Source organism: Pseudomonas brassicacearum, from assembly GCF_003732265.1.
Lineage (GTDB): Bacteria > Pseudomonadota > Gammaproteobacteria > Pseudomonadales > Pseudomonadaceae > Aquipseudomonas > Aquipseudomonas brassicacearum_D.
Genome location: NZ_MOBK01000005.1, coordinates 29,516 through 54,393 on the forward strand (window position 1 = coordinate 29,516; position 24,878 = coordinate 54,393).

Genomic DNA, 24,878 nt, shown 5'->3' on the forward strand with positions numbered 1-24,878 from the left:
GATGAAACTCAATGATCTGAGTCCAGCGCCGGGTTCCCGTCGCGAAAAGCATCGTCCGGGCCGTGGTATCGGTAGTGGTTTGGGCAAGACCGGTGGCCGTGGCCACAAAGGTCAGTCCTCCCGCTCCGGTGGCACCATTGCTCCAGGCTTTGAAGGCGGTCAACAGCCGCTGCATCGTCGCCTGCCGAAGTTCGGTTTCGTTTCCCTGAAAGCCATGGACCGCGCAGAAGTGCGTCTGTCCGAGCTGGCTAAAGTGGAAGGCGACATCGTCACCGTGCAGTCCCTGAAAGATGCCAACGTGATCAACGTCAACGTTCAGCGTGTGAAAATCATGCTGTCCGGCGAAGTTACTCGCGCTGTCACCATCGGAAAGGGAATCGGCGCCACCAAAGGTGCGCGTGCGGCTATCGAAGCAGCTGGCGGCAAGTTCGAGGAATAAATGGCTAAGCAAGGTGCTCTCTCTGCGCTCGGCAAAGGCGGTATGTCTGAACTCTGGGCTCGTCTGCGTTTTCTGTTCCTGGCGATTATCGTCTACCGAATAGGCGCACACATCCCGGTTCCAGGTATCAACCCGGACCGACTCGCGGACCTGTTTCGACAGAATGAGGGGACCATTCTTAGCTTGTTCAACATGTTTTCCGGCGGCGCGCTGGAACGGATGAGCATCTTTGCACTGGGGATCATGCCGTACATTTCGGCATCGATCATCATGCAACTGATGACCGCCGTCAGCCCGCAGCTGGAACAGTTGAAGAAGGAAGGTGAAGCTGGCCGTCGCAAGATCAGCCAGTACACCCGCTACGGCACTGTCGTCCTCGCTCTCGTTCAGGCAATTGGCATGTCCATTGGTCTGGCAGGGCAGGGCGTTGCGTTCACTGGTGACTTTGGCTTCCATTTCGTCGCGGTATCCACTTTTGTGGCTGGTGCGATGTTCATGATGTGGCTGGGTGAGCAGATTACTGAGCGTGGTGTTGGCAACGGTATCTCGATGTTGATTTTTTCGGGTATCGTCGCCGGTCTTCCGAGAGCGATCGGGCAGTCTTTCGAGTCTGCACGTCAGGGTGATATCAACATCTTCGCCCTGGTTGCCATCGGTTTGCTGGCAGTAGCGATTATCGGTTTCGTGGTGTTCATTGAGCGTGGTCAGCGTCGTATTGCTGTTCACTACGCCAAGCGTCAGCAGGGCCGTAAGGTCTTTGCTGCGCAGACTAGCCACTTGCCGCTGAAGGTGAACATGGCCGGTGTTATTCCGGCCATTTTCGCGAGCAGCATTTTGCTGTTCCCGGCTTCGTTGGGTGCCTGGTTTGGTCAGTCTGAAGGTATGGGCTGGTTGCAGGACATCTCGCAGTCGATCGCTCCTGGTCAGCCGTTGAATATTCTGCTGTTTAGTGCAGGGATTATTTTCTTCTGCTTCTTCTATACGGCGTTGATGTTCAATCCGAAAGACGTAGCGGAAAACCTGAAGAAGTCCGGTGCCTTTATTCCGGGCATCCGTCCAGGTGAGCAGTCTGCGCGCTACATTGATGGCGTTCTGACCCGCTTGACCATGTTCGGTGCTCTTTACATGACGGCCGTGTGCTTGTTGCCCCAGTTCCTGGTGGTTGCAGCAAACGTACCGTTCTACCTTGGCGGGACCTCGTTGCTGATCGTCGTCGTGGTTGTGATGGACTTCATGTCCCAAGTACAATCGCACCTCGTTTCGCACCAGTACGAATCCCTGATGAAGAAAGCCAACCTGAAGGGTTACGGCAGCGGCATGTTGCGCTGAGTACCCATAAGGTTCGAGGAGTTGGTGATGAAAGTTCGTGCATCGGTGAAAAAGCTGTGCCGTAACTGCAAAATTATTCGCCGCGAAGGTGTTGTTCGAGTAATTTGCAGCGCGGAACCGCGTCACAAACAGCGCCAAGGCTGAGTGTGATTGTGCTTCAAGCCCGGTAGCTAGTGCGCTACCGGGTTGATTATTTGTTATTACAGCGATATTATCTCGCGCCCTATTTCTTGGCTTCCGGGGCGTAGGTAGCTGTCAATTGGAGTCCCACTGAATGGCCCGTATTGCAGGCGTTAACATTCCAGATAACAAGCATACTGTTATCTCGCTGACCTACATCTATGGTGTTGGTCGCACTACTGCACAGAAGATCTGTGCAGTGACTGGGGTAAACCCAGCCGCAAAGATCAAAGATCTGAGCGACGAGCAGATTGAACAGCTGCGTGGCGAAGTGGCGAAGTTCACCACTGAAGGTGACCTGCGTCGCGAAATCAACATGAAAATCAAGCGTTTGATGGACCTCGGTTGCTATCGCGGTCTGCGTCATCGTCGTGGTCTTCCAGTGCGCGGTCAGCGTACCAAGACTAACGCGCGTACCCGTAAAGGTCCGCGTAAGCCGATCCGCAAGTAATCGCCCCCGCGAATCGACAGGAAAATTATCATGGCAAAACCTGCTGCTCGTCCTCGTAAAAAAGTTAAAAAGACAGTGGTTGATGGCATCGCCCACATCCATGCATCTTTTAACAACACAATCGTGACCATCACCGACCGTCAAGGCAACGCTCTTTCCTGGGCTACCTCCGGTGGTTCGGGTTTCCGCGGTTCCCGCAAGTCCACCCCGTTTGCTGCTCAAGTAGCTGCTGAACGTGCTGGTCAAGCTGCGCTGGAATACGGTCTGAAAAACCTCGACGTTAACGTCAAAGGTCCAGGCCCAGGTCGTGAATCTGCAGTCCGCGCTTTGAACGGCTGTGGCTACAAGATCGCCAGCATCACCGACGTGACGCCAATCCCGCACAACGGGTGCCGTCCGCCGAAGAAGCGCCGCGTGTAATCCAGGAGATTGTAAAGAATGGCTCGTTACATTGGTCCAAAATGCAAACTCGCTCGTCGCGAAGGCACCGATCTCTTTCTGAAGAGCGGCGTGCGCGCGATCGAATCGAAGTGCAACATTGAAGCAGCACCTGGTATCCACGGCCAACGCCGCGGTCGCCAGTCCGATTACGGCACCCAACTGCGTGAAAAGCAGAAGGTCCGTCGTATCTACGGCGTTCTCGAGCGTCAATTCAGCGGCTACTACAAAGAAGCTGCTGGCAAGAAAGGTGCAACCGGTGAAAACCTGCTGCAACTGCTCGAATGCCGTCTGGACAACGTTGTATACCGTATGGGTTTTGGCTCTACTCGTGCCGAATCCCGTCAGCTGGTATCGCACAAATCCGTCAGCGTTAACGGTCAGACCGTAAACGTACCGTCTTACCAGGTTCGTGCTGGTGACGTGGTCGCGATTCGCGAGAAAGCAAAGAACCAACTTCGCATTGTCCAAGCTCTCGATCTGTGTGCCCAACGTGGCCGCGTAGAATGGGTAGAAGTAGACACTGAGAAGAAGTCGGGCGTTTTCAAGAACGTTCCAGCTCGCAGTGATCTGTCCGCCGACATCAACGAAAGCCTGATTGTCGAGCTCTACTCCAAGTAAGGGCTAGAAAATAGGTGCATCCATGCAGATTTCGGTAAATGAGTTCCTGACACCCCGCCACATTGATGTGCAGGTTGTCAGTCCAACCCGCGCCAAGATCACTCTCGAGCCTCTCGAGCGTGGTTTCGGCCACACCCTGGGCAACGCGCTGCGCCGCATCCTGTTGTCCTCAATGCCCGGCTGTGCAGTAGTCGAGGCCGAGATTGACGGTGTACTCCATGAGTACAGCGCCATCGAAGGCGTACAGGAAGACGTAATTGAAATCCTGTTGAACCTTAAAGGTCTGGCTATCAAGCTGCACGGTCGTGACGAAGTTACGCTGACCTTGTCGAAGAAGGGTTCGGGGGTGGTTACCGCTGCCGATATTCAGCTGGATCATGATGTCGAGATCGTTAACCCCGATCACGTAATCGCTAACCTGGCGTCTAACGGCGCCCTGAACATGAAGCTCACCGTAGCTCGTGGTCGTGGTTATGAACCGGCAGACTCGCGTCAGAGCGATGAAGACGAAAGCCGCAGCATCGGTCGCTTGCAGCTTGACTCTTCGTTCAGCCCGGTTCGCCGTATCGCATACGTGGTGGAAAACGCCCGTGTCGAGCAGCGTACTAACCTGGACAAGCTGGTTATTGATCTGGAAACCAACGGTACCCTGGATCCTGAAGAGGCTATCCGCCGCGCTGCAACCATTCTGCAACAGCAGTTGGCTGCGTTCGTCGATCTCAAAGGTGACAGTGAGCCAGTGGTTGTCGAGCAGGAAGACGAGATCGATCCGATCCTGCTTCGCCCGGTTGACGATCTGGAACTGACTGTACGTTCGGCTAACTGCCTTAAGGCGGAAAACATCTACTACATCGGTGACCTGATTCAGCGTACCGAAGTAGAGCTGTTGAAGACTCCGAACCTTGGCAAGAAATCCTTGACTGAAATCAAGGACGTTCTGGCCTCCCGCGGTCTGTCCCTCGGCATGCGCCTCGACAACTGGCCGCCTGCAAGTCTTAAGAAGGACGACAAGGCGACTGCCTGATCGTCGTAATCACCGAACGTCGTGTTTGGTAAGGAATGAACCATGCGTCATCGTAAAAGTGGTCGTCACCTGAGCCGCACTAGCTCGCACCGCAAGGCCATGTTTCAAAACATGGCAGTGTCGCTGTTCGAGCACGAGCTGATCAAAACTACACTGCCGAAAGCTAAAGAACTGCGTCGCGTTGCTGAGCCGCTGATCACTTTGGCCAAGACAGACAGCCTGGCTAACCGCCGCCTAGCTTTCGACCGTACTCGTTCGAAAGCTATCGTTGGTAAGCTCTTCAACGACCTGGGCAAGCGTTACGCTACCCGTGAGGGTGGCTACCTGCGCATCCTCAAGTGCGGCTTCCGCACTGGCGACAACGCGCCTATGGCGTACGTCGAGTTGGTTGATCGTGCTACTGCCGGCGAAGCTGTATCCGCCGAGTAAGACGTCAGTCTGAAACGAAAAACCGGGCCTAGTGCCCGGTTTTTTGTGAGCGCTCGAAAAGTGCTGCGACCGTTAGTTATTTTCTATCGATGCTGAAAGGTTAATGAATTTGTAGGTGTAACGTTGCTGATCAATACTCCTTCTCAGCCGATTAGCCGGCAGTTATAGACTGACAAAGGAAAAGATCGCATGAGCCAAAATAAAACGCTTACCACCGCCAGTGGCGCTCCTGTCGCCGATAACCAGAATTCCCGTTCCGCCGGCCCTCGTGGCCCGCTGCTGCTCGACGACTTTCACCTGATCGAGAAGCTTGCCCACTTTAACCGCGAAAACATTCCGGAGCGCCGTGTACACGCCAAAGGTTCGGGTGCTTACGGTACGTTCACCGTTACGCGTGACATCACCGAATACACCAGTGCCAAGCTGTTTGAGTCCGTCGGCAAGCAAACCCCGACTTTCCTACGGTTCTCCACCGTCGGCGGTGAGCGTGGTTCGGCTGATACCGAGCGCGATCCACGTGGTTTTGCCCTGAAGTTCTACACCGAAGAAGGTAACTGGGACATCGTCGGCAACAACACGCCTGTGTTCTTCATTCGCGATCCTTTGAAATTCCCGGACTTCATCCACACGCAAAAACGCCTGCCGCAAAGCAACCTGAAAAGTGCGCAGATGATGTGGGACTTCTGGTCGCATTCGCCCGAGGCGCTGCACCAGGTCACTATCCTGTTCTCGGATCGCGGCATTCCTGACGGCTACCGTCACATGCACGGCTTTGGCAGCCACACCTACAGCCTGATTAACGCCAGTGGCGAGCGGCACTGGGTGAAATGGCACTACAAAACCAAGCAAGGAATCAAAAACCTCGCCCCGGCAGAAGCAGCACGTCTGGCGGGTACCGATCCGGATTACGCCCAGCGTGATCTGTTCGGCGCTATCGAGCGTGGTGACTTCCCGAAATGGCGCGTGTGCGTACAAATCATGACCGAGGCTCAAGCGGCGGCGCACTACGAGAATCCGTTCGATGTGACCAAAACCTGGTCGCAGAAAGAGTTTCCCCTGATCGAAGTCGGCGAACTGGAGCTCAACCGCAATCCGCTGAATTACTTTGCTGAAGTCGAGCAAGCGGCGTTCGGTCCGAGCAACATGGTGCCAGGTGTCGGTCTCTCGCCTGACCGCATGCTGCAAGGTCGCGTATTCGCTTACGCGGATGCTCACCGCTACCGCATCGGCACCAATCACCAGCAATTGCCGGTGAATGCGCCTCGCAGCCCGGTGAACAGCTACCAGCGTGATGGTTCGATGGCATTTGGCAGTAATGGCGGTGCGGCCCCCAACTATGAGCCGAACAGCTACGTTGAGGCGCCGAAGCAAGCACCTCGCTATGCGGAGCCGCCCTTGGCACTGAGCGGTGCAGCTGATCGTTACGATCACCGCGAAGACACCGACTACTACAGCCACGCCGGTGCGTTGTTCCGTTTGATGAGCGACGAGCAGAAAGCGCTGCTGGTCAACAACATTGCCGGCGCAATGGCCGGGGTTTCCAGCGATGTGGTTGATCGTCAATTGCAGCATTTCTACAAAGCCGATCCGGCGTATGGAGAAGCAATCGCAATGCTGCTCAACGTACAGCTTAACGAAGTCTAAATGAGAAGCAGAACCGCCCTCGATTGGGCGGTTTTTGCGTTATTTAAACCACTTTTCTCAGAATATCTTCGCTTTTATCGCGCAAGCGGAGTGACCAATCAGTCTTCGTGGTTCAAACTACAGACTTTCAAGCAGGGAGATGTAGGGCGATGCAAGGCCACCCAGACGTAATCGATTACCTCAACACGTTGCTGACCGGCGAACTGGCCGCGCGTGATCAATATTTCGTCCATTCGCGGATGTATGAGGACTGGGGTTTTACCAAGCTCTACGAACGTATCAACCACGAGATGGAAGAAGAAGCCGGGCACGCTGATGCCTTGATGCGCCGAATTCTGATGCTCGAAGGCACGCCGCGCATGCGTCCGGACGACCTTGATGTCGGCACCACCGTGCCGGACATGCTCGCCGCTGACCTGCGACTGGAATACAAAGTCCGCGCCGCGCTCTGCAAGGGCATCAAGCTCTGCGAGCAGCACAAGGACTATGTCAGCCGTGAAATGTTGCGGGTTCAATTGCATGACACCGAAGAAGACCACACCTACTGGCTTGAAAAGCAGATGGGTCTGATCAAGTTGATCGGTCTCGAGAACTACCTGCAATCTCACGCCTGATTGCACCGGATACAAAAAAGCCCCTGTCACCGACAAAGTGACAGGGGCTTTTTCATGGCCGTGATTCAGGCCTTGTCGCGTGCCAACAGTGGCTTGAGGTAGAAGCCGGTATGAGACTGCTTCATCTCCGACACTTCTTCCGGTGTGCCGACGGCAATGATCTGCCCGCCCTTGGAGCCGCCCTCTGGTCCAAGGTCCACCAACCAGTCCGCGGTCTTGATCACGTCCAGGTTGTGTTCGATTACCACCACCGTGTTGCCGTGGTCGCGAAGTCGATGCAATACATCAAGCAGTTGCTGAATATCCGCGAAGTGCAGGCCAGTCGTTGGCTCGTCGAGGATGTACAGGGTCTTGCCGGTATCGCGCTTGGACAGTTCGCGGGACAGTTTCACCCGTTGCGCCTCGCCACCGGACAGCGTGGTCGCCGATTGCCCCAGCTTGATGTACGACAAGCCCACATCCATCAACGTTTGAAGCTTGCGTGCCAGCGCCGGCACCGCGTCGAAGAATACCCGGGCTTCCTCGATGGTCATCTCGAGGGTTTCATGGATGCTCTTGCCCTTGTACTTGATCTCAAGAGTTTCGCGGTTGTAGCGCTTGCTCTTGCAGACGTCGCACGGAACGTAGATGTCGGGCAGGAAGTGCATTTCCACCTTGATCAACCCGTCGCCCTGGCAGGCCTCGCAACGTCCGCCCTTTACGTTAAAGGAGAAACGTCCCGGGCCATAACCCCGTGAGCGAGATTCCGGCACGCCGGCGAACAGTTCGCGAATCGGTGTGAACAGCCCCGTGTAGGTGGCAGGGTTCGAGCGCGGCGTCCGGCCAATCGGGCTTTGGTCGATGTCGACGACCTTGTCCAGATGCTCCAGGCCCTTGATGCTGTCGTGTGCCGCAGCTTCAAGCGTCGTGGCGCCGTTGAGAGCCGTAGCGCTCAAGGGGAACAGCGTGTTGTTGATCAGCGTCGACTTGCCGGAACCGGACACACCGGTCACGCAGGTCAGCAGGCCGATCGGGATGTCCAGGTCGACGTTGCGCAAGTTGTTGCCGCGAGCGCCCTTGAGGGACAACGACAGCTTCTTGTTACGCGGTGTGCGCTTGGCCGGAACGGCGATCTTCACCCGACCCGACAAGTACTTGCCGGTCAACGAGTCAGGGTGAGCCATGACCTCGGCCGGTGTGCCTTCGGCGACGATATGCCCACCGTGTACGCCGGCACCCGGGCCGATATCCACCACGTAGTCCGCCAGACGAATCGCGTCTTCGTCGTGCTCGACCACTATCACCGTATTGCCGATGTCGCGCAGGTGCTTGAGCGTGCCCAGCAGTCGGTCATTGTCCCGTTGGTGCAGACCAATCGACGGTTCGTCGAGGATGTACAGTACGCCCACAAGACCGGCGCCAATCTGGCTGGCCAGACGAATCCGCTGCGCTTCACCGCCGGACAGGGTGTCGGCACTGCGATCCAGCGACAGGTAATCGAGCCCCACGTTGACCAGGAACTGCAGGCGCTCGCGGATTTCCTTGAGAATCTTGTCGGCGATCTCGCCACGACGGCCCGTCAGCTTCAACACACCGAAGTATTCACAGGCGTCGCCAATCGGCAGATTGGTCACGGCTGGCAGGGTTTTCTCGCCCACCCAGACATGCCGCGCCTCACGACGCAGGCGGGTGCCACGGCAATCCGGGCAAGGCTGGGTGCTGAGGAACTTGGCCAGCTCTTCACGCACCGAAGCGGATTCGGTTTCGCGGTAGCGGCGTTCAAGGTTCGGCACGATGCCTTCGAACGGGTGCGAGCGTTTGACGATGTCGCCACGGTCGTTCAGGTATTTGAAATCGACGTTCTGCGAGCCGCTGCCGTGCAGGATGAACTTCTGCTGATCGGCCGGCAGTTCGTTGAACGGCACTTCCAGGCTGAATTTGTAGTGAGACGCCAACGACCCGAGCATCTGGAAGTAATAGACGTTGCGCCGGTCCCAGCCGCGAATCGCGCCTTCGGCCAGTGTCAGCTCGCCATTGACCAGGCGCTTGATGTCGAAAAACTGCTTCACGCCCAGGCCATCGCAGGTCGGGCAGGCGCCGGCCGGGTTGTTGAAGGAGAACAGCTTGGGTTCCAGCTCGCTGATGGCATGGCCGCAGATCGGGCAGGCGAAGCGGGCGGAGAAGATCATCTCTTCTCCCGGCTCGTCGTCCATCGGCGCAACTAATGCAATGCCGTCCGCCAGCTTCAGCGCGGTCTCGAACGATTCGGCCAGACGCTGTTGCAGATCGGCGCGAACCTTGAAACGGTCGACCACAACATCGATCGAGTGCTTCTTCTGTTTATCCAGTTTCGGCAACTCGTCCAGCTCGCAGAGCCGGCCATTGACCCGGGCCCGCACAAAACCTTGTGCGCGCAACTCTTCAAACACCGACAGATGTTCGCCTTTACGCTCGCGGATCACCGGCGCCAGCAGCATCAGTTTGCTGCCTTCCGGTTGGGCAAGGACCAGGTCGACCATCTGGCTGACGGTCTGTGCTTCCAGCGGAATGTCGTGATCCGGGCAGCGCGGAATACCCACACGTGCATAGAGCAGGCGCAGGTAATCGTAGATTTCGGTGATGGTGCCGACCGTCGAACGCGGGTTGTGCGAAGTCGACTTCTGTTCGATGGAAATGGCTGGCGACAAACCTTCGATGGTGTCGACGTCAGGTTTTTCCATCATCGACAGAAACTGCCGGGCATAGGCCGACAGCGATTCGACGTAGCGACGCTGGCCTTCGGCGTACAGCGTGTCGAATGCCAGGGACGATTTGCCCGACCCGGACAGGCCGGTGATGACGATCAGCTTGTCCCGTGGCAGGGTCAGGTCGATGTTCTTCAGGTTGTGGGTCCGGGCCCCACGAATCAGGATCTTGTCCAAAGTGGCCTCGCTTGGCGGGCGTCGAAAACGTAGGAGTATACGGCCAAATACTGGATGGATGCACACTATCAAACGAGCGGGTTGATGTCTTACATGAAGAGTCTGTCAGCGGAGCGCGTCAAAGCGTCGCGATATACCCTGTCAATCGATGGGACTGGTAGAATCGCCGCCGGTTCACATGAGGTTTTTCCATGCACGATCCCCACAGCGAACGCATGAGTGGCAGCGAGACCCGCGCAGCAAGCGGTCTGGCCCTGGTGTTCGCCTTCCGTATGCTTGGCATGTTCATGGTGTTGCCGGTTCTGGCGACCTATGGGATGGATCTGGCAGGCGCGACACCGGCCCTCATCGGGCTGGCGATCGGCGCTTACGGCCTGACCCAGGCGATCTTCCAGATTCCTTTCGGTTTCATTTCCGACCGCATCGGTCGTCGTCCGGTAATTTACCTGGGGCTGATCGTCTTCGCGCTCGGCAGCGTGCTGGCGGCCAATGCCGATTCGATCTGGGGCGTTATCGCCGGACGAATCCTGCAGGGCGCCGGGGCGATTTCCGCCGCCGTCATGGCCTTGCTGTCAGACCTGACCCGCGAGCAGCATCGGACCAAAGCCATGGCCATGATCGGCATGACGATCGGTCTGTCGTTCGCTGTCGCCATGGTCGTAGGACCGTTGCTGACCCGTGCCTTCGGCCTGTCCGGATTGTTCCTTGCCACCGGCGGCATGGCGCTGTTCGGTATCGTGATCGTGATGTTCATGGTGCCGAAATCCACCGGGCCGTTGCAGCACCGCGAGTCCGGTGTCGCGCGTCAGGCGCTGATCCCGACGCTCAAGCATCCGGACCTGCTGCGCCTGGACCTCGGCATTTTTGTGTTGCACGCGATGTTGATGTCGAGCTTCGTCGCCTTGCCCCTGGCGCTGGTTGAAAAAGCCGGCCTGCCTAAAGAACAGCACTGGTGGGTCTACCTCACCGCGCTGCTGATCTCCTTCTTCGCCATGATCCCGTTCATTATCTACGGCGAGAAGAAACGCAAAATGAAACGAGTTTTATTGGGCGCGGTGCTGACGCTGATGCTCACTGAGCTATTCTTCTGGCAGTTCGGCGATAGCTTGCGGGCTCTGGTGATCGGGACGGTGGTGTTTTTCACCGCGTTCAATCTGCTGGAAGCCTCGTTGCCTTCGCTGATCAGCAAGGTTTCACCAGCAGGCGGCAAGGGCACGGCAATGGGGGTTTATTCCACCAGCCAGTTCCTCGGTTCGGCGCTCGGCGGTATTCTCGGCGGCTGGATGTTCCAGCATGGCGGTCTGTCGGTTGTGTTCCTGGGATGCGCAGGCCTGGCTGCACTTTGGCTGGCCTTTGCTGTTACCATGCGCGAACCTCCCTACGTGACGAGTCTGCGCTTGCCGCTATCGCCCGAGGCGATCCGCGAAGCGGGTCTGGTTGAGCGCCTGAAGGCCGTCGTAGGGGTAACAGATGCAGTGATCGTCGCAGACGAAGCGGCGATTTACATCAAATTGGACACAGAACTATTGGATCGCACCACCCTCGAGCGCCTGGTGAACAACCCGCCCGAGGCAGCGTGCGTAGCCTAGGAGAACGTTATGGCCCGTGGGGTTAACAAAGTCATATTGGTCGGCACTTGCGGCCAGGATCCCGAAGTTCGCTACTTGCCTAACGGTAACGCCGTGACCAACCTGAGTCTGGCGACCAGCGAACAATGGACCGACAAGCAAACCGGTCAGAAGGTCGAGAAGACCGAATGGCACCGTGTGTCGATGTTCGGCAAGGTTGCGGAAATCGCCGGCGAATACCTGCGCAAAGGTTCGCAGGTGTACATCGAAGGCAAGCTGCAGACCCGCGAGTGGGAAAAAGACGGTATCAAGCGTTACACCACTGAAATCGTGGTCGACATGCAAGGCACCATGCAACTGCTGGGCGGCCGTCCACAACAGGGCGACCAACAAGGCGGGGGCAACAACTACCAGCAGTCCGCTCCGGCTCCACGCCAGCAGGCTCCGCGTCCGCAGCAGTCGTCGGCACCGCAACAGTCGCGTCCGGCTCCACAGCAGCAGGCCGCGCCTCAGCCAGCTCCGGATTTCGACAGCTTTGACGACGATATCCCGTTCTAAAAAGCGGCGATCCAGTCAGTAACAAAAAAAAGCGAAGCCATCAGGCTTCGCTTTTTTTGTGGGCGTTATTAACGGGATGAAGCGGTGACGTTGGCCCGTGCCGAGTGCAGTTTCTTGTAGCTGTCGATCAACCGCAGGTGCCGGTCGAGCCCCTCCAGTTTCATGCTGGTCGGCGTCAAGCCATGGAAGCGCACGCTGCCGTCTACCGAGCCGATGGCGGCGTCGGTGCGTTCGTTGCCAAACATCCGGCGGAAATTGGCCTCGTAGTCTTCCAGTTCCAGGTCTTCGTCCAGCTTCATCTCCAGCACCACATTGACCGCCTGGTAGAACAAACCACGCTCAACCGTGTTGTCGTTGTACTGCAGGAACATTTCTACCGCCTCTTTTGCCTCTTCATATTGCTGCAAGGCGAGATAGATCAGCAGCTTCAGCTCCAGGATCGTCAGCTGGCCCCACGCCGTGTTGTCGTCGAACTCGATGCCGATCAAGGAGGTGATGTCGGTGTAGTCGTCCAGCTCACTTTCCACCAGACGCTCAACCAGCGATCGCAGTTCTTCTTCGTCCAGACGATGCAGGTTGAGGATATCTGCGCGGAAGAACAGCGCCTTGTTGGTGTTATCCCAGATCAGATCGTCCGCCGGATAGATTTCCGAATAGTCCGGTACGAGGATGCGGCATGCCGTGGCGCCGATATGCTCGTAGACCGCCATGTACACTTCTTTTCCCATGCCTTTGAGGATGCCGAACAAGGTCGCGGCTTCCTCGGCATTCGAGTTTTCACCCTGGCCGGAGAAGTCCCACTCGACGAATTCGTAATCCGACCTGGAGCTGAAGAAGCGCCACGACACCACGCCGCTGGAGTCGATGAAGTGCTCGACGAAGTTATTCGGCTCGGTCACAGCATGCCCTTCAAACGTCGGTTGCGGCAGGTCGTTGAGGCCTTCGAAACTGCGGCCCTGCAACAATTCGGTGAGGCTGCGTTCCAGCGCCACTTCCAGGCTCGGGTGTGCGCCGAATGAGGCGAACACACCGCCGGTGCGCGGGTTCATCAGCGTGACGCACATCACCGGGAATTCACCGCCCAGGGACGCATCCTTCACCAGCACCGGGAACCCTTGCTCTTCCAGTGCCTGAATACCGGCGAGTATGCCGGGGTACTTCGCCAGCACGTCGGCCGGGACATCCGGCAGGGCAAATTCGCCTTCGATGATTTCGCGTTTGACCGCGCGCTCGAAGATCTCCGACAGGCACTGAACCTGGGCTTCGGCCAGCGTGTTACCGGCGCTCATGCCGTTGCTCAGGAACAGGTTTTCAATCAGGTTGGACGGGAAATACACCACCTCGCCGTCGGACTGGCGCACGTACGGCAGCGAGCAGATGCCGCGTTCTTCATTGCCCGAGTTGGTGTCGATCAGGTGGGAACCGCGCAGTTCGCCGTCGCGGTTGTAAATCTTCAGGCAGTACGCGTCGAGGATTTCGGCCGGCAGTTCATCTTTACGGCCAGGCTTGAACCAGCGCTCGTCCGGGTAATGCACAAACGGCGCGTTGGCGATGTCTTCGCCCCAGAACTGGTCGTTGTAGAAGAAGTTGCAGTTCAGGCGCTCGATAAACTCGCCCAGCGCCGACGCCAACGCGCTTTCTTTGGTGGCGCCTTTGCCATTGGTGAAACACATCGGCGAGTGCGCATCGCGGATGTGCAGCGACCACACGTTGGGCACGATATTGCGCCACGAAGCGATTTCAATCTTCATGCCCAGGTCCGCCAGAATGGCCGACATGTTGGCGATGGTCTGCTCCAGCGGCAGATCCTTGCCCGCGATATAGGTGTGCGCCTCGGAACTGGAGGCCGGCATCAACAACGCCTGGGCATCGGCGTCGAGGTTGTCGACTTCTTCGATCACAAACTCAGGACCGGCCTGCACCACTTTTTTCACGGTGCAACGGTCGATGGAGCGCAGGATGCCCTGGCGGTCCTTGTCGGAAATGTCCGCCGGCAACTCGACCTGGATCTTGAAAATCTGGTTGTAGCGGTTTTCCGGGTCAACAATGTTGTTCTGCGACAGGCGGATGTTTTCGGTGGGAATGCTGCGAGTGTCGCAGTACAACTTCACGAAATAGGCCGCACACAACGCCGACGAAGCCAGGAAGTAGTCGAACGGACCCGGTGCCGAGCCATCGCCCTTGTAGCGGATAGGTTGATCGGCGACCACGGTGAAGTCATCGAACTTTGCTTCAAGCCGAAGGTTGTCGAGAAAGTTGACCTTGATTTCCATGGGGGATTACCAGAATAACGGGCTAGACGAATTGGCCGCCATTATCCGGCTTTTCAGGCGTATGTCTTGTCGTTGTCGGATCCTGAGTCTGGTTTACGCCTGTTTCAACCTCACGCCCGATACACGGTATCGGGCGTTATATGAGCGATTTGCTCCTCAGTCGAGGATCAGGTGTGGCAAAAAGCGGCTCGAATCCTTGGTGATCAAGCTGTTGTCTTCCCGTACGCCAATCCCGGCCGCCTGATCGCCGATCACCCAGGAGCCGATCAGCGTATAGCTGTCGCCAAATTTAGGCAGCGGGGCAAATTCCTGAAGGATAAACGGCGCATCGGTGTAGGGGCCGTCCTCTTTCACGATCAGACCCTCGGCAGTTTGCAACTCGATGTTGGCGCCTTCGCGAGAGAAGAACGGTTTGCGCACCCAGCCCTTGGGCACGGCTTTGTTCGGATCCGTGTCCAAATGCGCTGCGAGCAGGTTCGGGTGACCTTTGTTGAATTCCCACAGCAACGGCAGGATGCCCTTGTTGGAAATAATGGATTTCCACGCGGGCTCAAAAAACTGCGTATCACACTGGGCAATCGCGGTGCCGAAGGGCTCGTGGAAGATGAACTCCCAGGCGTGCAGCTTGAACAGGTGAGGAATCCAGCGATCCTCAAGGTCGACGAAGCGTCCGTCACTGGTCAGGCCGATGTCTTCGATGTCGATGTGCCGTGATTCGATGCCGACCTTTTCCGCGACCAGACGCAGGTAGTCGGTGGTGCCCTTGTCTTCGACCGAGTGTTTCATCGAGGCGAAATAGAACGGCTGCTTCAACTGCAACTGGGCGAAGGCCTGATGCAGTTTGGTGTCGATGCTGTTGAACTGGTCAGCCTGCTTGGGCAGCAGACCACGCTCGATGCATTGCTCCAGCCAGCCCCATTGAAACGCCGCGGCCTCATACAGGCTGGTCGGCGTGTCGTAGTTGAGTTCCAGCAATTTGGCCGGCCCGGTGCCGTTGTAGGAAAAATCCATGCGCCCATACAGGTGCGGGTGGCCTTCGAGCCATGACGTGCGAATCATGTCGTAGAACGCCGGGGGAATGCTCAGGCGCTCGAGCAATTCCTCGTTCTGCACCACCCGGGCGACCATGTCCATGCACATCTCATGGATCGCGGTGGTCGGGTCTTCCAGATCGTTTTCGATCTGCTTGAGCGTGAACTGGTAATACGCGCTCTCGTCCCAGTAGGGTTCGTCGTCGATGGTGTGAAACAGAAAGCCGAGACCTTCGGCGGTCTGTTTCCAGTCATGACGCTCTGCGCAATGGATCTTCTTCATGGCCCGGTTTCCTTAACTGCTCGACCCGCCGCCCCAGCCACTGCGTGCACTGGCCTTGCTGCCGAAGCCGCCACGCGACGTCGACGAGGCAACGGAAGAAACCGGCTTGCTGGCCGACTTGCTGATGGTGGAGCTGTAGCTGCTGCCGGATCGCGCCTGGTTGGAGCGGCCAAACGTTGAACCGTTGGCGACGCGCTGGCTGAGCGTTGAATTGCCGTAGTTGCCGCGATCGTCGCGGTAGCGGTACACCGGCTGCGAGTAATAGCTGTTGCGGTTGTTGCTCAGCATGTTGCCGATCAACAGTCCGGTCAGCAGGCTGCTGGTGGAGAAGCCCGAACCGCCGGTGTTGGCTTCCGACGCCGGCAATTGCGCCTTGGCGGCGTCGACCTGGGACTGCGTCACCTCGCCATCGGCGCTCAGCTCGAAGCCGCCGAGCCGGGGGATGAACTTGCCGTTCGAATCCTGCTGGCACCAGTCGGCGACGAAGTCGGCATCACAGTCGGCCTGGTTGTCGTACACCGGCGCAATGCGGCGATGTTCGGCCATGGCGGTCATGTAAGCGTCCGAGCAGACGTCCACCGGGAGCTTTTCATCGGCGCATTGCTGAACGGACTGGAAGTTGTACTTCTTCTGCACCGCGTAGGTTTTTTCCGTTGGGCCGCAACCGGATATCGCCATGGCGACCGATGCGGCCAGCGAGAGCTGAACGTACTTGCTTCGTTTCATCAGGATCTCCGCTGCGCAATCAGTTCTGGGAAGGGGTCATGCACGCGGCGTTCAACATGCCGACGCTGATGGCCACTGCCGCTACATAAATGCCCGCCGCGATTTCACCTTTCTTGATGCGTTCCGAGGTGCCTTTGAGCACCAGGCTGGTCATCAGGAACGCCAGCAGTTGCACGAACGCGGCAATCACCGCCCAGACGACAAAGTCGAGCAGGCTGATCGAATAGGCAATTACATTGCTGGCGGGAATGGCGAAGCCAATGATCGCGCCACCCAGTGCAATCGCCGCCGCCACGTTGCCCGAACGGATCAGTTCGAATTCCTTGTGCGGGGTGATGCGGGTGTAGATGAACTGGAACAGCGCGAACAGCACGGCGGCGCCGAGGATGTACGACAAAAACCCGAGCACGGCTGCCGGGTTCAGGGAGATGGAGAGTGCTTCTAGCATGGACGGCTTCCTTGTTAAAAAGTATTCAGGTCGGTGGTGTACAGCGAGACGCCCAGCGACGTACTCAAGCTGATGGTACCTTCGGCGTCTTCTTCGACGGAGAACAGCAGGAATTCCCGGCGATCGGTCAGGCCGGTTTCGCGGGCGTACAACATGGAACGGTGCTCGATGCTGTAGGACTCATCCGGATTTTTCAGCTGTTCGCTCAATCCCACCAATTCTGTCTGGCCATTTTCGGTGCCCCATTCGCGGGTGTATTCGACACCGTTGTGGATGTAGGTCGGCAATCCGATCAGGCTTTGCGGACCGGCCAACCGACGCAGTTCCGCTTCGCTGCTGATGGTGATGTAACTGAGGTAATTGAACAGGATCACCGACTCGACCTGGCCGGCGATATCGCCGGTGGTGTGCACTTGCAGCCAGTACTCTTCGTCGTTCATGTAATAGCGCGACAGCCAGGTCGACTGCCCGAGATCGATGGTGCCATTGCTCCAGATTTGCTGGGAGCCAGGGATCGTCACCGTGGAGTTGCCGTCGAGCAACAACTTCAGCGTCGTGTCGAACATCACCCCTTTGCCCAAGGCCAGGCCCAGCGGGCCAGTGGCGGGTGGCGGGGTGTCGTTGGCGGTCCATTTCGACGGGGTGTTTGTTGCCGTGTTCGGAGCCTCAAGCCCCATCAACTGTTTAAACCATCCCATTGGAGATCTCCTTCAGGCGAGTGGAGGCAATGTAAAAGAGTTCGCCGCCCTGAACGCGTGTGGCGCAGGGCGGGTTGATTGAAGGTTGCTGCGCGCCTTTGGCGCGATAGCCGATGAGGGTGGCGTTGTGGCGCTGTTTCATTTGCGCGTACAGATCGCCAAAAGTCGCCTCATAGGTGTCGGGCAGTTTCATCAGGTATTGAGTGGCGCCTTCACCTACGCACAGCAATTCGTTGATGACCACTGACGAACCGGGGTCCTGGGAGGCGCGCACCAACATCTCGATGGCCATGCTTGAAGTGCATTCCAGGCTGGGTGCATACGCGCTGGCGAGCGCGGCGATTTCACTTTCATTGAAGTGTGCGACCACATGCCCGACCGGTTTCAGTTGATTGACCGCCAGCACGGTGGCCAGGGTCAAATCGTCTGACGGGGTGCGCACCAGCACGCGCTCGGCGCCGGGAACGCCTGCACGCAGCAACAATGCAGCGGAAGACAGGCTTTCACCTTTGATGAATTCTGCCTTGCCCGGCATGGGGTTTTCTTCGAGGGTGCAATCGCAAATGACGATCAGGTTGTCGTTCGAGGTTTCGTCTGCCAGCAACAGTTCAATGACCCGCTCGCTGGACGCGCCTTCCCAGCCGATGAGCACGGTATGGCCGACCTTGCCGGTGAAATCGCCTTTACCCTTCATGCCTTTTCTCCATGCATCGATAACACTGCTGGTGGTTTTGCCGATGGCCGCCGTCAGCAGCGCAATGCCGCCGAGCATGATCCAGGTCGCCACAAAAATTCGTCCGGCCGATGTCTGTGGCGCGAGATCGCCATAGCCGACGGTCAGCGTGGTGGTGAGATAGAAGTAAGTGAACGTGGCGGGGGCGGTGAGGTGGTGTTCGCCCAGAAACGCCAGGCCCAGCCAGGCTGTGCTCAGGTGTACGCCCAACGCAATCAGCAGGCCCGCCCAGCCGAATCGGTGGAAGAGGGACGAGGCGTACATCCGCAATAAAAGAAAAATCGACATGGGGTCCCTGGCTTCCGTGGGGTACTTATTCCTGCGAGGTAATTGCGTTGGCGCCTGAGTGCTCAACTGCGCTTACCGGGCAGCATTAAACCTGCTGCGCGGTGCAGATAACAGTACTTTGGCTGCGATAAATCCGGCGAAGGCCCCGAACAGATGGCCTTCGAAGGAAACGCCCCGGCGAGGCAGGAAGCCAAAGATCAGGCCGCCATACAACAGCGCCACGACGCCCGCGGTGAGCACATTGCCCCAGCTCTTCTGGTACCAGGCGCGCGCCAGAATGTACGCCCACAGCCCGAACACCCAGCCGCTGGCGCCAATGTGTACACCGGCAAAACCGAACAGCCAGACCAGCGAGCCGCCCAGCAGAATAATGATGGCGCTGACGGCCATGAAGCGATTGAGCCCTTCCACCATCACCAGCGTACCCAAGACCAAAAAGGCCACGAGGTTGGCACTCAGGTGCGAGAAGGACGCGTGTAAAAACGGTGAAGTGACGATGCCGAGCAATCCCTGCACGGTTCGCGGGATCAGGCCGAAGGCCATAAGGCTGTAGCCGGTCGCCGCGTTGATCACTTGCAGCGCGACCATGAAGATGGCCAGGCCGGCGATTAGCTTGAAACCCTTCAGGGCATCCATCCTTGACCTCTACTCGACAAAGCTGAAACACAATCCATTGTGGGAGCGGGCTTGCTCGCGAAGGCGGTGTGTCAGTCAGCAAAAATGCCGACTGATAGATTGCCTTCGCGAACAAGCCCGCTCCCACAGGTTACCGAGTCGGTTACTCGGCCGATTTTTGCTTCAGACGTTCCAGGATCGCATTGGCGCTGCCTTCGTTCGGCGTGATGCCGGCGTCACGCAGTTTGCGTTCCAGGTCGGTACCGGTCGAGGCGTCGGCCAGTTCGTCCTGCGCTTGCAGTTCAGCGGCGCGTTGCTGCTGCTTGGCCTGCAAACGGTTCAGGGTGCCGACGGCAGTTTCCAGCTTGCCGTTGGCGCCGCCGCTGGCGATGGAGGCACTGACCTGGGCTTTCTGTACGCTTTCGCGGGCCTTGGCCATGTCCACTTGCTGGCGCAGGCTCTTGATGCGGTTTTCGGCCTTGGTGATGTCTTTACGCATGTTTTCCGCGTAACCGCCGAATTCGGTGGCCTGCTTTTGCTCGACATCCAGTTCGTTGGTCAGGGTCGAAATCGCTTCGGCGACTTCCATCGCCAGGTCTTCACGGCCGGCGTTCAGGGCGGCAACAGCCTTGGATTCCAGGTCCTTGATTTTGGCGTTGTACTCGCTGACGCGGTCGGCCGACAGTTTGTGCTTGGCCATGATGGTGACCAGCTCACGCTTGGCGTTGGCCAGCGCGCTGTCTGCATCGCGAATTTCCTGGTCGAGGATGCGCAGGGCCTGCTGGTCGACGATGGATTCGCCCACTTCAGTGGCGCCGCCGCGCAGTGCGGTGAACAATTTGCTCCAGATGGACTGAGTCATTGGATCTTCCTTTCCTGATAATTACTTGAAGAAGCGTTCGAAGGCTTCGATGGCACGCTGGACGTTGTCGACGAGGGTTTTCACCTCGGTCACCACGTTGGTCAGGCTGGAGTCGGAACTCAGCGCGCCGAACATGTTGTAAACGACCTGGCCGTTGGGCATGGACTCGATACCGATCGAGGACAGCGGGAACATTTCCCGACTGCGCAGCACCGCATCGTTGAACGCTGGTACGTCGCTGATGGACTCGACGTCGACCAGAACGGTGTCGACGATGATCTGCTCACCGGCGACGGCGATATGAATCGGCAGACCGCCAAACTCGTTCATCTCCAGCTTCAGGCTGGGTTCGGCGCTCTGGATCAGGGAGAGCGTGATCTCTTGCGAAGCCACCTCATCAAGGGCCTTGAGGGCGTTGTAGAGGCTATCGATGTTCCAGTTGTTGCCTGCGCTCATGTAATTCTCCGACATGAATGAGCCAGCCAGAATCGGTTGGCGTAGCTGTTGCTCCATCTGCTTGAGCAAGCTTCGGTTTTCGGGAAGCACCCAAGATTCGTGTTTCACATAACCGGCGGCTGCCAGGCCTGCGCGCATCTGCTTCATATAGAAGCTCGATGGTTTTTTCGCGGACGGTTTCGTGCGGCTTTGCATGGCAGTGACTCCGTTGTGAAAATCTCACGCGTGAGAAACCCTACGCCCAATCCTCAGCGCCATCAATGACTCACGCGTGAGTTTTTTCTGCCATGCACCAAAAGGCCCGCTGCATGGCGGGCCCTGTGGTATTTCAAAGTGTTTCCCGGCCGCTAATGACGGTTGGGATGCGCACATTTACCGCGTTTAATCACGCAGGAACTCATCGGTGGACACCACGTTGGCATAGGCAAAGCCCAAGGCCGACATGAACGCCGCGTGAACATGGGCGGCCGGCACGGTAACGCCGTTGAATTCCAGGTCGCGGGTGGCACAGGCGTCATGAATCACCGTGACGCTGTAGCCAAAATCCGCCGCCGCGCGGGTGATGCCATCGACGCACATGTGGCTCATGCTACCGACCACCACCAATTCCTTGATCCCTTGTTCATCGAGGATCGATTTCAGATCGGTTTCGCGGAACGAGTTGACGAAGTGCTTGAGGACCACAGGCTCGTTGGCGAGGTTGAGCACTTTGGGGTGCAGCTTTGCGCCTTCGGAGCCGGGGGTAAAGAACGGTGCCTCGTCGGAGGTGAATTCGTGGCGGATGTGCACCACCGAATCACCGGCATCACGAAAGGCCTTGAGCACACGAACGGCGTTATCCGCCGCGGCGTCAGCGCCGACCAGCGGCCACTTGCCTTGTGGGAAGTAGTCGTTTTGGATATCAACTACGATGAGTGCTTGCTTGGCCATGACTGTTTCCTCGAAATGCTGGTTGGGTGTGGAATGAAGTATTGGGCCTGGCGGACCGACCGAGGATTGGCCGCACCGACAATAGAAGGGGGAAAACTGACAATGGACGCAGAAAGGGCAATCGCCGAACTGGGCGTGCTGATTTATCCGGGCGCGCAGATGGCGGCGGTGCATGGGCTGACGGACTTGTTCGACGTGGCTAACCGGATCGCCGCCGAGCACCAGTCGGCGCGGTTGCCGTTGCTGCGGGTCAGTCATTGGCAGGTTGAGGGCGATAAGGCCCCGGTTCGGGTCTACGACAGTCATCCGGCGCCGGACTCGGCCTTGGTGGCGGTGTTGATCCCGCCGTCGATCGCCAGTTTCTACGCCGGCCAGGTGCCGCATGCGTTGCTCCAGTGGGTTCGTCAGCAGCACGCGAATGGCGCGACCCTCGGTGGCGTCTGCGTGGGCTCGATTCTCTTGGCTGAAAGTGGCCTGCTCGATGGCCGCAGCGCCACCGCGCACTGGAGCTCGGCCAAAACCTTCGCCGAGCGTTACCCGGCGATCAAGCTCAAGGCTGATACGCCGATTGTCGACGACGGCGACCTGATCACCACGGCCGGCCTGATGGCCTGGTCAGAGTTGGGGTTGCGCCTGGTGGACCGTTTGCTCGGGCCGAGCATTGCGACCGGCACCGCACGCTTTCTGGTGGTGGAGCACAGTGACAGCGCCAGTGAGTGCGGCAGCAACTTTGCACCGATTCTCAGCCATGGCGATGCGTCGATTCTCAAGGTCCAGCATTGGCTGCAAAGTACCGGTGCGACCGATGTGTCGCTGACCGCCATGGCCGAGCGGGCCGGGCTGGAGGAACGCACGTTCCTGCGTCGCTTCCGCGCGGCGACCGGGCTCAAGCCGACCGAATACTGCCAGCACCTGCGGGTCGGCAAGGCGCGGGAAATGCTTGAGTTCACCAACGGCACCATCGATCACATTGCCTGGACCGTGGGGTATCAGGACCCGAGTGCGTTTCGGGCGACGTTCAAGAAAATTACCGGGCTGGCGCCGAGTGATTATCGAACGAGGTTTGGTGTGTCGCCGATGGCTGCAACCCGCTAGCCGTAGCATCTCAAACCCCTGTGGGAGCCAGCCTGCTGGCGATGGGGGCAGCACATTCAACATTGATGTAGCTGAAAGCTTGCTATCGCCAGCAGGCTGGCTCCCACAGGACGGTGAGTGAAGCTGAATCGTGCAAAATGCAGGAGATGAATCGACGGTCGTGCAGAATAAAACAGGCCGGATGCCATTACCCTTTCTGCAACTAACTGATTTAAAAGTTGTTTGCAGCACCCACCGCTTGGCCTGATCTCTGCACCTTTCCCTCAACACTCATCAAGCGCCAATTGAAGGGGGACGCATGACCCCAACAAGCCGCAAAAAACTGGTGGTTGCTCATTCCGTGCACCCCGATGCGCCACAGCATGAAGTCGAAACCAATCGCGCCCTGGCCCGGTGGCTGGCGCAGATTCTGGGCCTTAAATACGGCGGCAGTTTTGATCAGAAACTGCATGACGGCCGCGATCTCTACCTACTGCCGACGCAGACCCTGATAGGCGCCGCTGCCGCCCGGCAAATGGGCGTCAAAGGGCCGGAAGATTTGTGGGGCGGTTACGTCGACCACGATTTCATCTGCACCAAAGCCATCAGCCATGGTTTGCTCAATAAAAATGCCTACGCCCCGCCAGGCTGGTCACCGTTGTTTTCCGAGCGCGTGCGCAATGTGGTGCTGGATGGCCTCAGCGTGTTCTCCCTCGACGATGCGCGACCCGCCGCCGAACACTTGCTCTATAACGGCCCGATCCGTCTCAAGCCGGTGCATGCCTGCGCCGGTCGGGGACAGGAGGTCATTGAAAGCCTCGACCAGTTCGACGCCATCCTCGCCAGACCGGATGCCAGCAAACTGTTCACCGAAGGCGTAGTGTTGGAACAGGACCTGAGTGACGTGATCACCCACAGCGTCGGCCAGAGTTTTATCGGCGACACCGTGCTGAGTTACTGCGGTGATCAATACTTGATCGAAGACGGGCAGGGCGAGCTGGTGTACGGCGGCTCCAATCTGCTGGTGGTGCCGGGTTATTACGAGGACCTGCTCAAGCTGCCGTTGCCTGATGACGTGCGATTGGCTATCCGCCAAGCACAAGTGTTTGACAGCGCCGCCGATGAAGCCTATCCCGGTTTCTATGCGTCCCGGCGCAACTACGACATTGCCCAAGGCCTGGACAGTAACGGCAAACAACGCAGCGGTGTGTTGGAGCAATCCTGGCGCATGGGCGGTGCCAGCAGCGCGGAAGTGGCCGCATTGCAGAGCTTCGTCAACGATCCACGGATGCGCGCGATTCGCGTGTCATCCGTCGAAACCTACATCGATCAACCGCTGCCGGCGGACGCCATCGAGGTGTATCGCGGACCGGCGGAAAACAGTGACTTTCTTCTCAAGTACGTAACGGTCAAATCCTATGACGGCTAGAAGCGAAACCATTCAGATCGACATTGACGATGAACAGATGAGCGGGACTTTTCTCAGCCCCAAATCCAAGGTCCCCGGCGTGCTGTTCGTGCACGGTTGGGGCGGCAGCCAGGAGCGGGACCTGGAGCGGGCCAAAGGCATCGCCGGTCTTGGGTGCGTGTGCCTGACGTTCGACTTGCGCGGTCACACCGGCGGCACCGGAATCCCGCTGACGCGGGTCACCCGTGAAGACAACTTGCGCGACCTGCTGGCGGCGTACGACCGGCTGCTCGCGCACCCGGCGCTCGACACGTCGGCCGTCGCCGTGGTCGGCACCAGTTATGGCGGTTACCTGGCCGCGATCCTGACGTCATTACGTCCGGTGCGCTGGCTGGCGCTGCGGGTGCCGGCGCTGTATCGCGACGATCAGTGGCACACGCCCAAGCGTGAGCTGGACAAGGCTGATCTGCGCGATTACCGCAGCACGTTGATCCGCGCCGACAGCAACCGCGCACTGCATGCCTGCTCGCAGTTCACCGGTGATGTGCTGCTGGTTGAATCCGAGACTGACGATTACGTGCCTCACGCAGCCATCATGAGTTATCGCGCGGCGTGTCAGCAGACCCACTCGCTGACCCACCGGATTATCGACGGCGCCGATCACGCTTTGAGCGAACCGGTTTCGCAGCAGGCGTACACCTCGATTCTGGTGGACTGGATTACCGAGATGGTGGTGGGTGAGCGGTTGAGCATTATTCAATCCAGCTGAGATTTGCAGTGTCCTTTCGACCATTCGCGAGCAAGCCCGCTCCCACATTTTGACCGCGATCAACCTGTGGGAGCGGGCTTGCTCGCGAA

Annotated in this window: 26 protein-coding genes; 15 read left to right on the forward strand and 11 right to left on the reverse strand. The window is 58.2% G+C overall.

The annotated features are described in order from the left end of the window. The first annotated feature begins 1 nt into the window (after position 1). The 10 genes from rplO to bfr all read left to right on the forward strand — a co-directional run bounded on the left by rplO (position 2) and on the right by bfr (position 7,169). Positions 2-439 carry a 50S ribosomal protein L15 gene (gene rplO / locus BK660_RS11205; protein ID WP_007896782.1) on the forward strand — a complete coding sequence of 146 codons (438 nt, stop codon included), beginning with the start codon at positions 2-4 and terminating at the stop codon, positions 437-439. Beyond that, positions 440-1,768, forward strand: coding sequence for a preprotein translocase subunit SecY (gene secY / locus BK660_RS11210; protein WP_003228718.1), 1,329 nt, complete (start codon positions 440-442; stop codon positions 1,766-1,768). It abuts the gene before it with no gap. A gap of 27 nt (positions 1,769-1,795) precedes the next feature. Next, positions 1,796-1,912: a 50S ribosomal protein L36 gene (rpmJ, locus tag BK660_RS11215; protein ID WP_002555468.1), complete on the forward strand. Its 117-nt coding sequence runs from the start codon at positions 1,796-1,798 to the stop codon at positions 1,910-1,912. A 130-nt stretch (positions 1,913-2,042) separates the two neighbouring features. Beyond that, entirely contained in the window at positions 2,043-2,399 is a 357-nt protein-coding gene (gene rpsM / locus BK660_RS11220; RefSeq protein ID WP_003186020.1) for a 30S ribosomal protein S13, read from the forward strand. Positions 2,400-2,429: 30 nt separating this feature from the next. Continuing rightward, complete coding sequence (gene rpsK / locus BK660_RS11225; protein ID WP_002555466.1) at positions 2,430-2,819, forward strand: 30S ribosomal protein S11; 390 nt, start codon at positions 2,430-2,432, stop codon at positions 2,817-2,819. An 18-nt stretch (positions 2,820-2,837) separates the two neighbouring features. After that, positions 2,838-3,458 (forward strand): 30S ribosomal protein S4, encoded by a 621-nt coding sequence (gene rpsD, locus BK660_RS11230; protein WP_003210056.1) that lies wholly within the window; start codon positions 2,838-2,840, stop codon positions 3,456-3,458. Positions 3,459-3,480: 22 nt separating this feature from the next. Then, positions 3,481-4,482: a DNA-directed RNA polymerase subunit alpha gene (locus tag BK660_RS11235; protein WP_003186012.1), complete on the forward strand. Its 1,002-nt coding sequence runs from the start codon at positions 3,481-3,483 to the stop codon at positions 4,480-4,482. 42 nt (positions 4,483-4,524) lie between these two features. Further along, on the forward strand, positions 4,525-4,911 hold the full coding sequence (gene rplQ, locus BK660_RS11240) for a 50S ribosomal protein L17 (protein ID WP_007918448.1): 387 nt from the start codon (positions 4,525-4,527) through the stop codon (positions 4,909-4,911). 189 nt (positions 4,912-5,100) lie between these two features. Next, positions 5,101-6,555 (forward strand): catalase, encoded by a 1,455-nt coding sequence (locus BK660_RS11245; protein ID WP_123433347.1) that lies wholly within the window; start codon positions 5,101-5,103, stop codon positions 6,553-6,555. A gap of 149 nt (positions 6,556-6,704) precedes the next feature. After that, positions 6,705-7,169, forward strand: coding sequence for a bacterioferritin (bfr, locus tag BK660_RS11250; protein WP_007943775.1), 465 nt, complete (start codon positions 6,705-6,707; stop codon positions 7,167-7,169). A 65-nt stretch (positions 7,170-7,234) separates the two neighbouring features. On the opposite strand, the gene uvrA is transcribed toward bfr, so the two are convergent. Continuing rightward, complete coding sequence (uvrA, locus tag BK660_RS11255) at positions 7,235-10,069, reverse strand: excinuclease ABC subunit UvrA (protein ID WP_123433348.1); 2,835 nt, start codon at positions 10,067-10,069, stop codon at positions 7,235-7,237. Positions 10,070-10,260: 191 nt separating this feature from the next. Here uvrA and BK660_RS11260 point away from each other — a divergent pair, with 191 nt between their 5' ends. Both BK660_RS11260 and BK660_RS11265 read left to right on the forward strand, forming a co-directional pair. Further along, entirely contained in the window at positions 10,261-11,658 is a 1,398-nt protein-coding gene (locus BK660_RS11260; protein WP_059182082.1) for an MFS transporter, read from the forward strand. Positions 11,659-11,667: 9 nt separating this feature from the next. Further along, complete coding sequence (locus BK660_RS11265) at positions 11,668-12,195, forward strand: single-stranded DNA-binding protein (RefSeq protein WP_017341065.1); 528 nt, start codon at positions 11,668-11,670, stop codon at positions 12,193-12,195. 68 nt (positions 12,196-12,263) lie between these two features. Here the strand turns inward: BK660_RS11265 and BK660_RS11270 are convergent, their stop codons facing one another. The 10 genes from BK660_RS11270 to BK660_RS11315 form a co-directional block, all read right to left on the reverse strand. Then, positions 12,264-14,468 carry an OsmC domain/YcaO domain-containing protein gene (locus tag BK660_RS11270; RefSeq protein WP_123433349.1) on the reverse strand — a complete coding sequence of 735 codons (2,205 nt, stop codon included), beginning with the start codon at positions 14,466-14,468 and terminating at the stop codon, positions 12,264-12,266. Between the two features lie 156 nt (positions 14,469-14,624). Beyond that, entirely contained in the window at positions 14,625-15,782 is a 1,158-nt protein-coding gene (locus BK660_RS11275) for a glutathionylspermidine synthase family protein (RefSeq protein WP_123433350.1), read from the reverse strand. 12 nt (positions 15,783-15,794) lie between these two features. Then, positions 15,795-16,508 carry a DUF1190 domain-containing protein gene (locus tag BK660_RS11280; RefSeq protein WP_123433351.1) on the reverse strand — a complete coding sequence of 238 codons (714 nt, stop codon included), beginning with the start codon at positions 16,506-16,508 and terminating at the stop codon, positions 15,795-15,797. Positions 16,509-16,527: 19 nt separating this feature from the next. Then, entirely contained in the window at positions 16,528-16,956 is a 429-nt protein-coding gene (locus BK660_RS11285; protein WP_123433352.1) for a DUF350 domain-containing protein, read from the reverse strand. Positions 16,957-16,970: 14 nt separating this feature from the next. After that, positions 16,971-17,654, reverse strand: a complete 684-nt coding sequence (locus BK660_RS11290) for a DUF2491 family protein (RefSeq protein ID WP_123433353.1) — start codon at positions 17,652-17,654, stop codon at positions 16,971-16,973. Beyond that, complete coding sequence (locus tag BK660_RS11295) at positions 17,641-18,675, reverse strand: ion channel (RefSeq protein ID WP_123433354.1); 1,035 nt, start codon at positions 18,673-18,675, stop codon at positions 17,641-17,643. The genes BK660_RS11290 and BK660_RS11295 overlap by 14 nt, the downstream gene beginning before the upstream one ends. Before the next feature lie 72 nt (positions 18,676-18,747). Then, complete coding sequence (locus BK660_RS11300; RefSeq protein ID WP_123433355.1) at positions 18,748-19,311, reverse strand: rhomboid family intramembrane serine protease; 564 nt, start codon at positions 19,309-19,311, stop codon at positions 18,748-18,750. A gap of 142 nt (positions 19,312-19,453) precedes the next feature. After that, the gene (locus BK660_RS11305; RefSeq protein ID WP_123433356.1) at positions 19,454-20,152 is read right to left on the reverse strand and encodes a PspA/IM30 family protein; all 699 of its coding nucleotides are present in this window, start codon (positions 20,150-20,152) and stop codon (positions 19,454-19,456) included. A 21-nt stretch (positions 20,153-20,173) separates the two neighbouring features. Further along, entirely contained in the window at positions 20,174-20,755 is a 582-nt protein-coding gene (locus tag BK660_RS11310) for a YjfI family protein (RefSeq protein ID WP_185045071.1), read from the reverse strand. A 234-nt stretch (positions 20,756-20,989) separates the two neighbouring features. Next, entirely contained in the window at positions 20,990-21,538 is a 549-nt protein-coding gene (locus tag BK660_RS11315) for a cysteine hydrolase family protein (protein ID WP_123433358.1), read from the reverse strand. A gap of 102 nt (positions 21,539-21,640) precedes the next feature. Between BK660_RS11315 and BK660_RS11320 the strand changes: the two genes are divergently transcribed. The 3 genes from BK660_RS11320 (at position 21,641) to BK660_RS11330 (ending at position 24,789) form a co-directional block, all read left to right on the forward strand. After that, a complete protein-coding gene (locus tag BK660_RS11320) occupies positions 21,641-22,633 on the forward strand; it encodes a GlxA family transcriptional regulator (RefSeq protein ID WP_123433359.1) in 993 nt (330 codons plus the stop codon). Between the two features lie 298 nt (positions 22,634-22,931). Beyond that, positions 22,932-24,041: a DUF3182 family protein gene (locus BK660_RS11325; protein WP_123433360.1), complete on the forward strand. Its 1,110-nt coding sequence runs from the start codon at positions 22,932-22,934 to the stop codon at positions 24,039-24,041. Further along, complete coding sequence (locus BK660_RS11330; RefSeq protein WP_123433361.1) at positions 24,031-24,789, forward strand: alpha/beta hydrolase family protein; 759 nt, start codon at positions 24,031-24,033, stop codon at positions 24,787-24,789. The genes BK660_RS11325 and BK660_RS11330 overlap by 11 nt, the downstream gene beginning before the upstream one ends. Positions 24,790-24,878 lie beyond the last annotated feature (89 nt).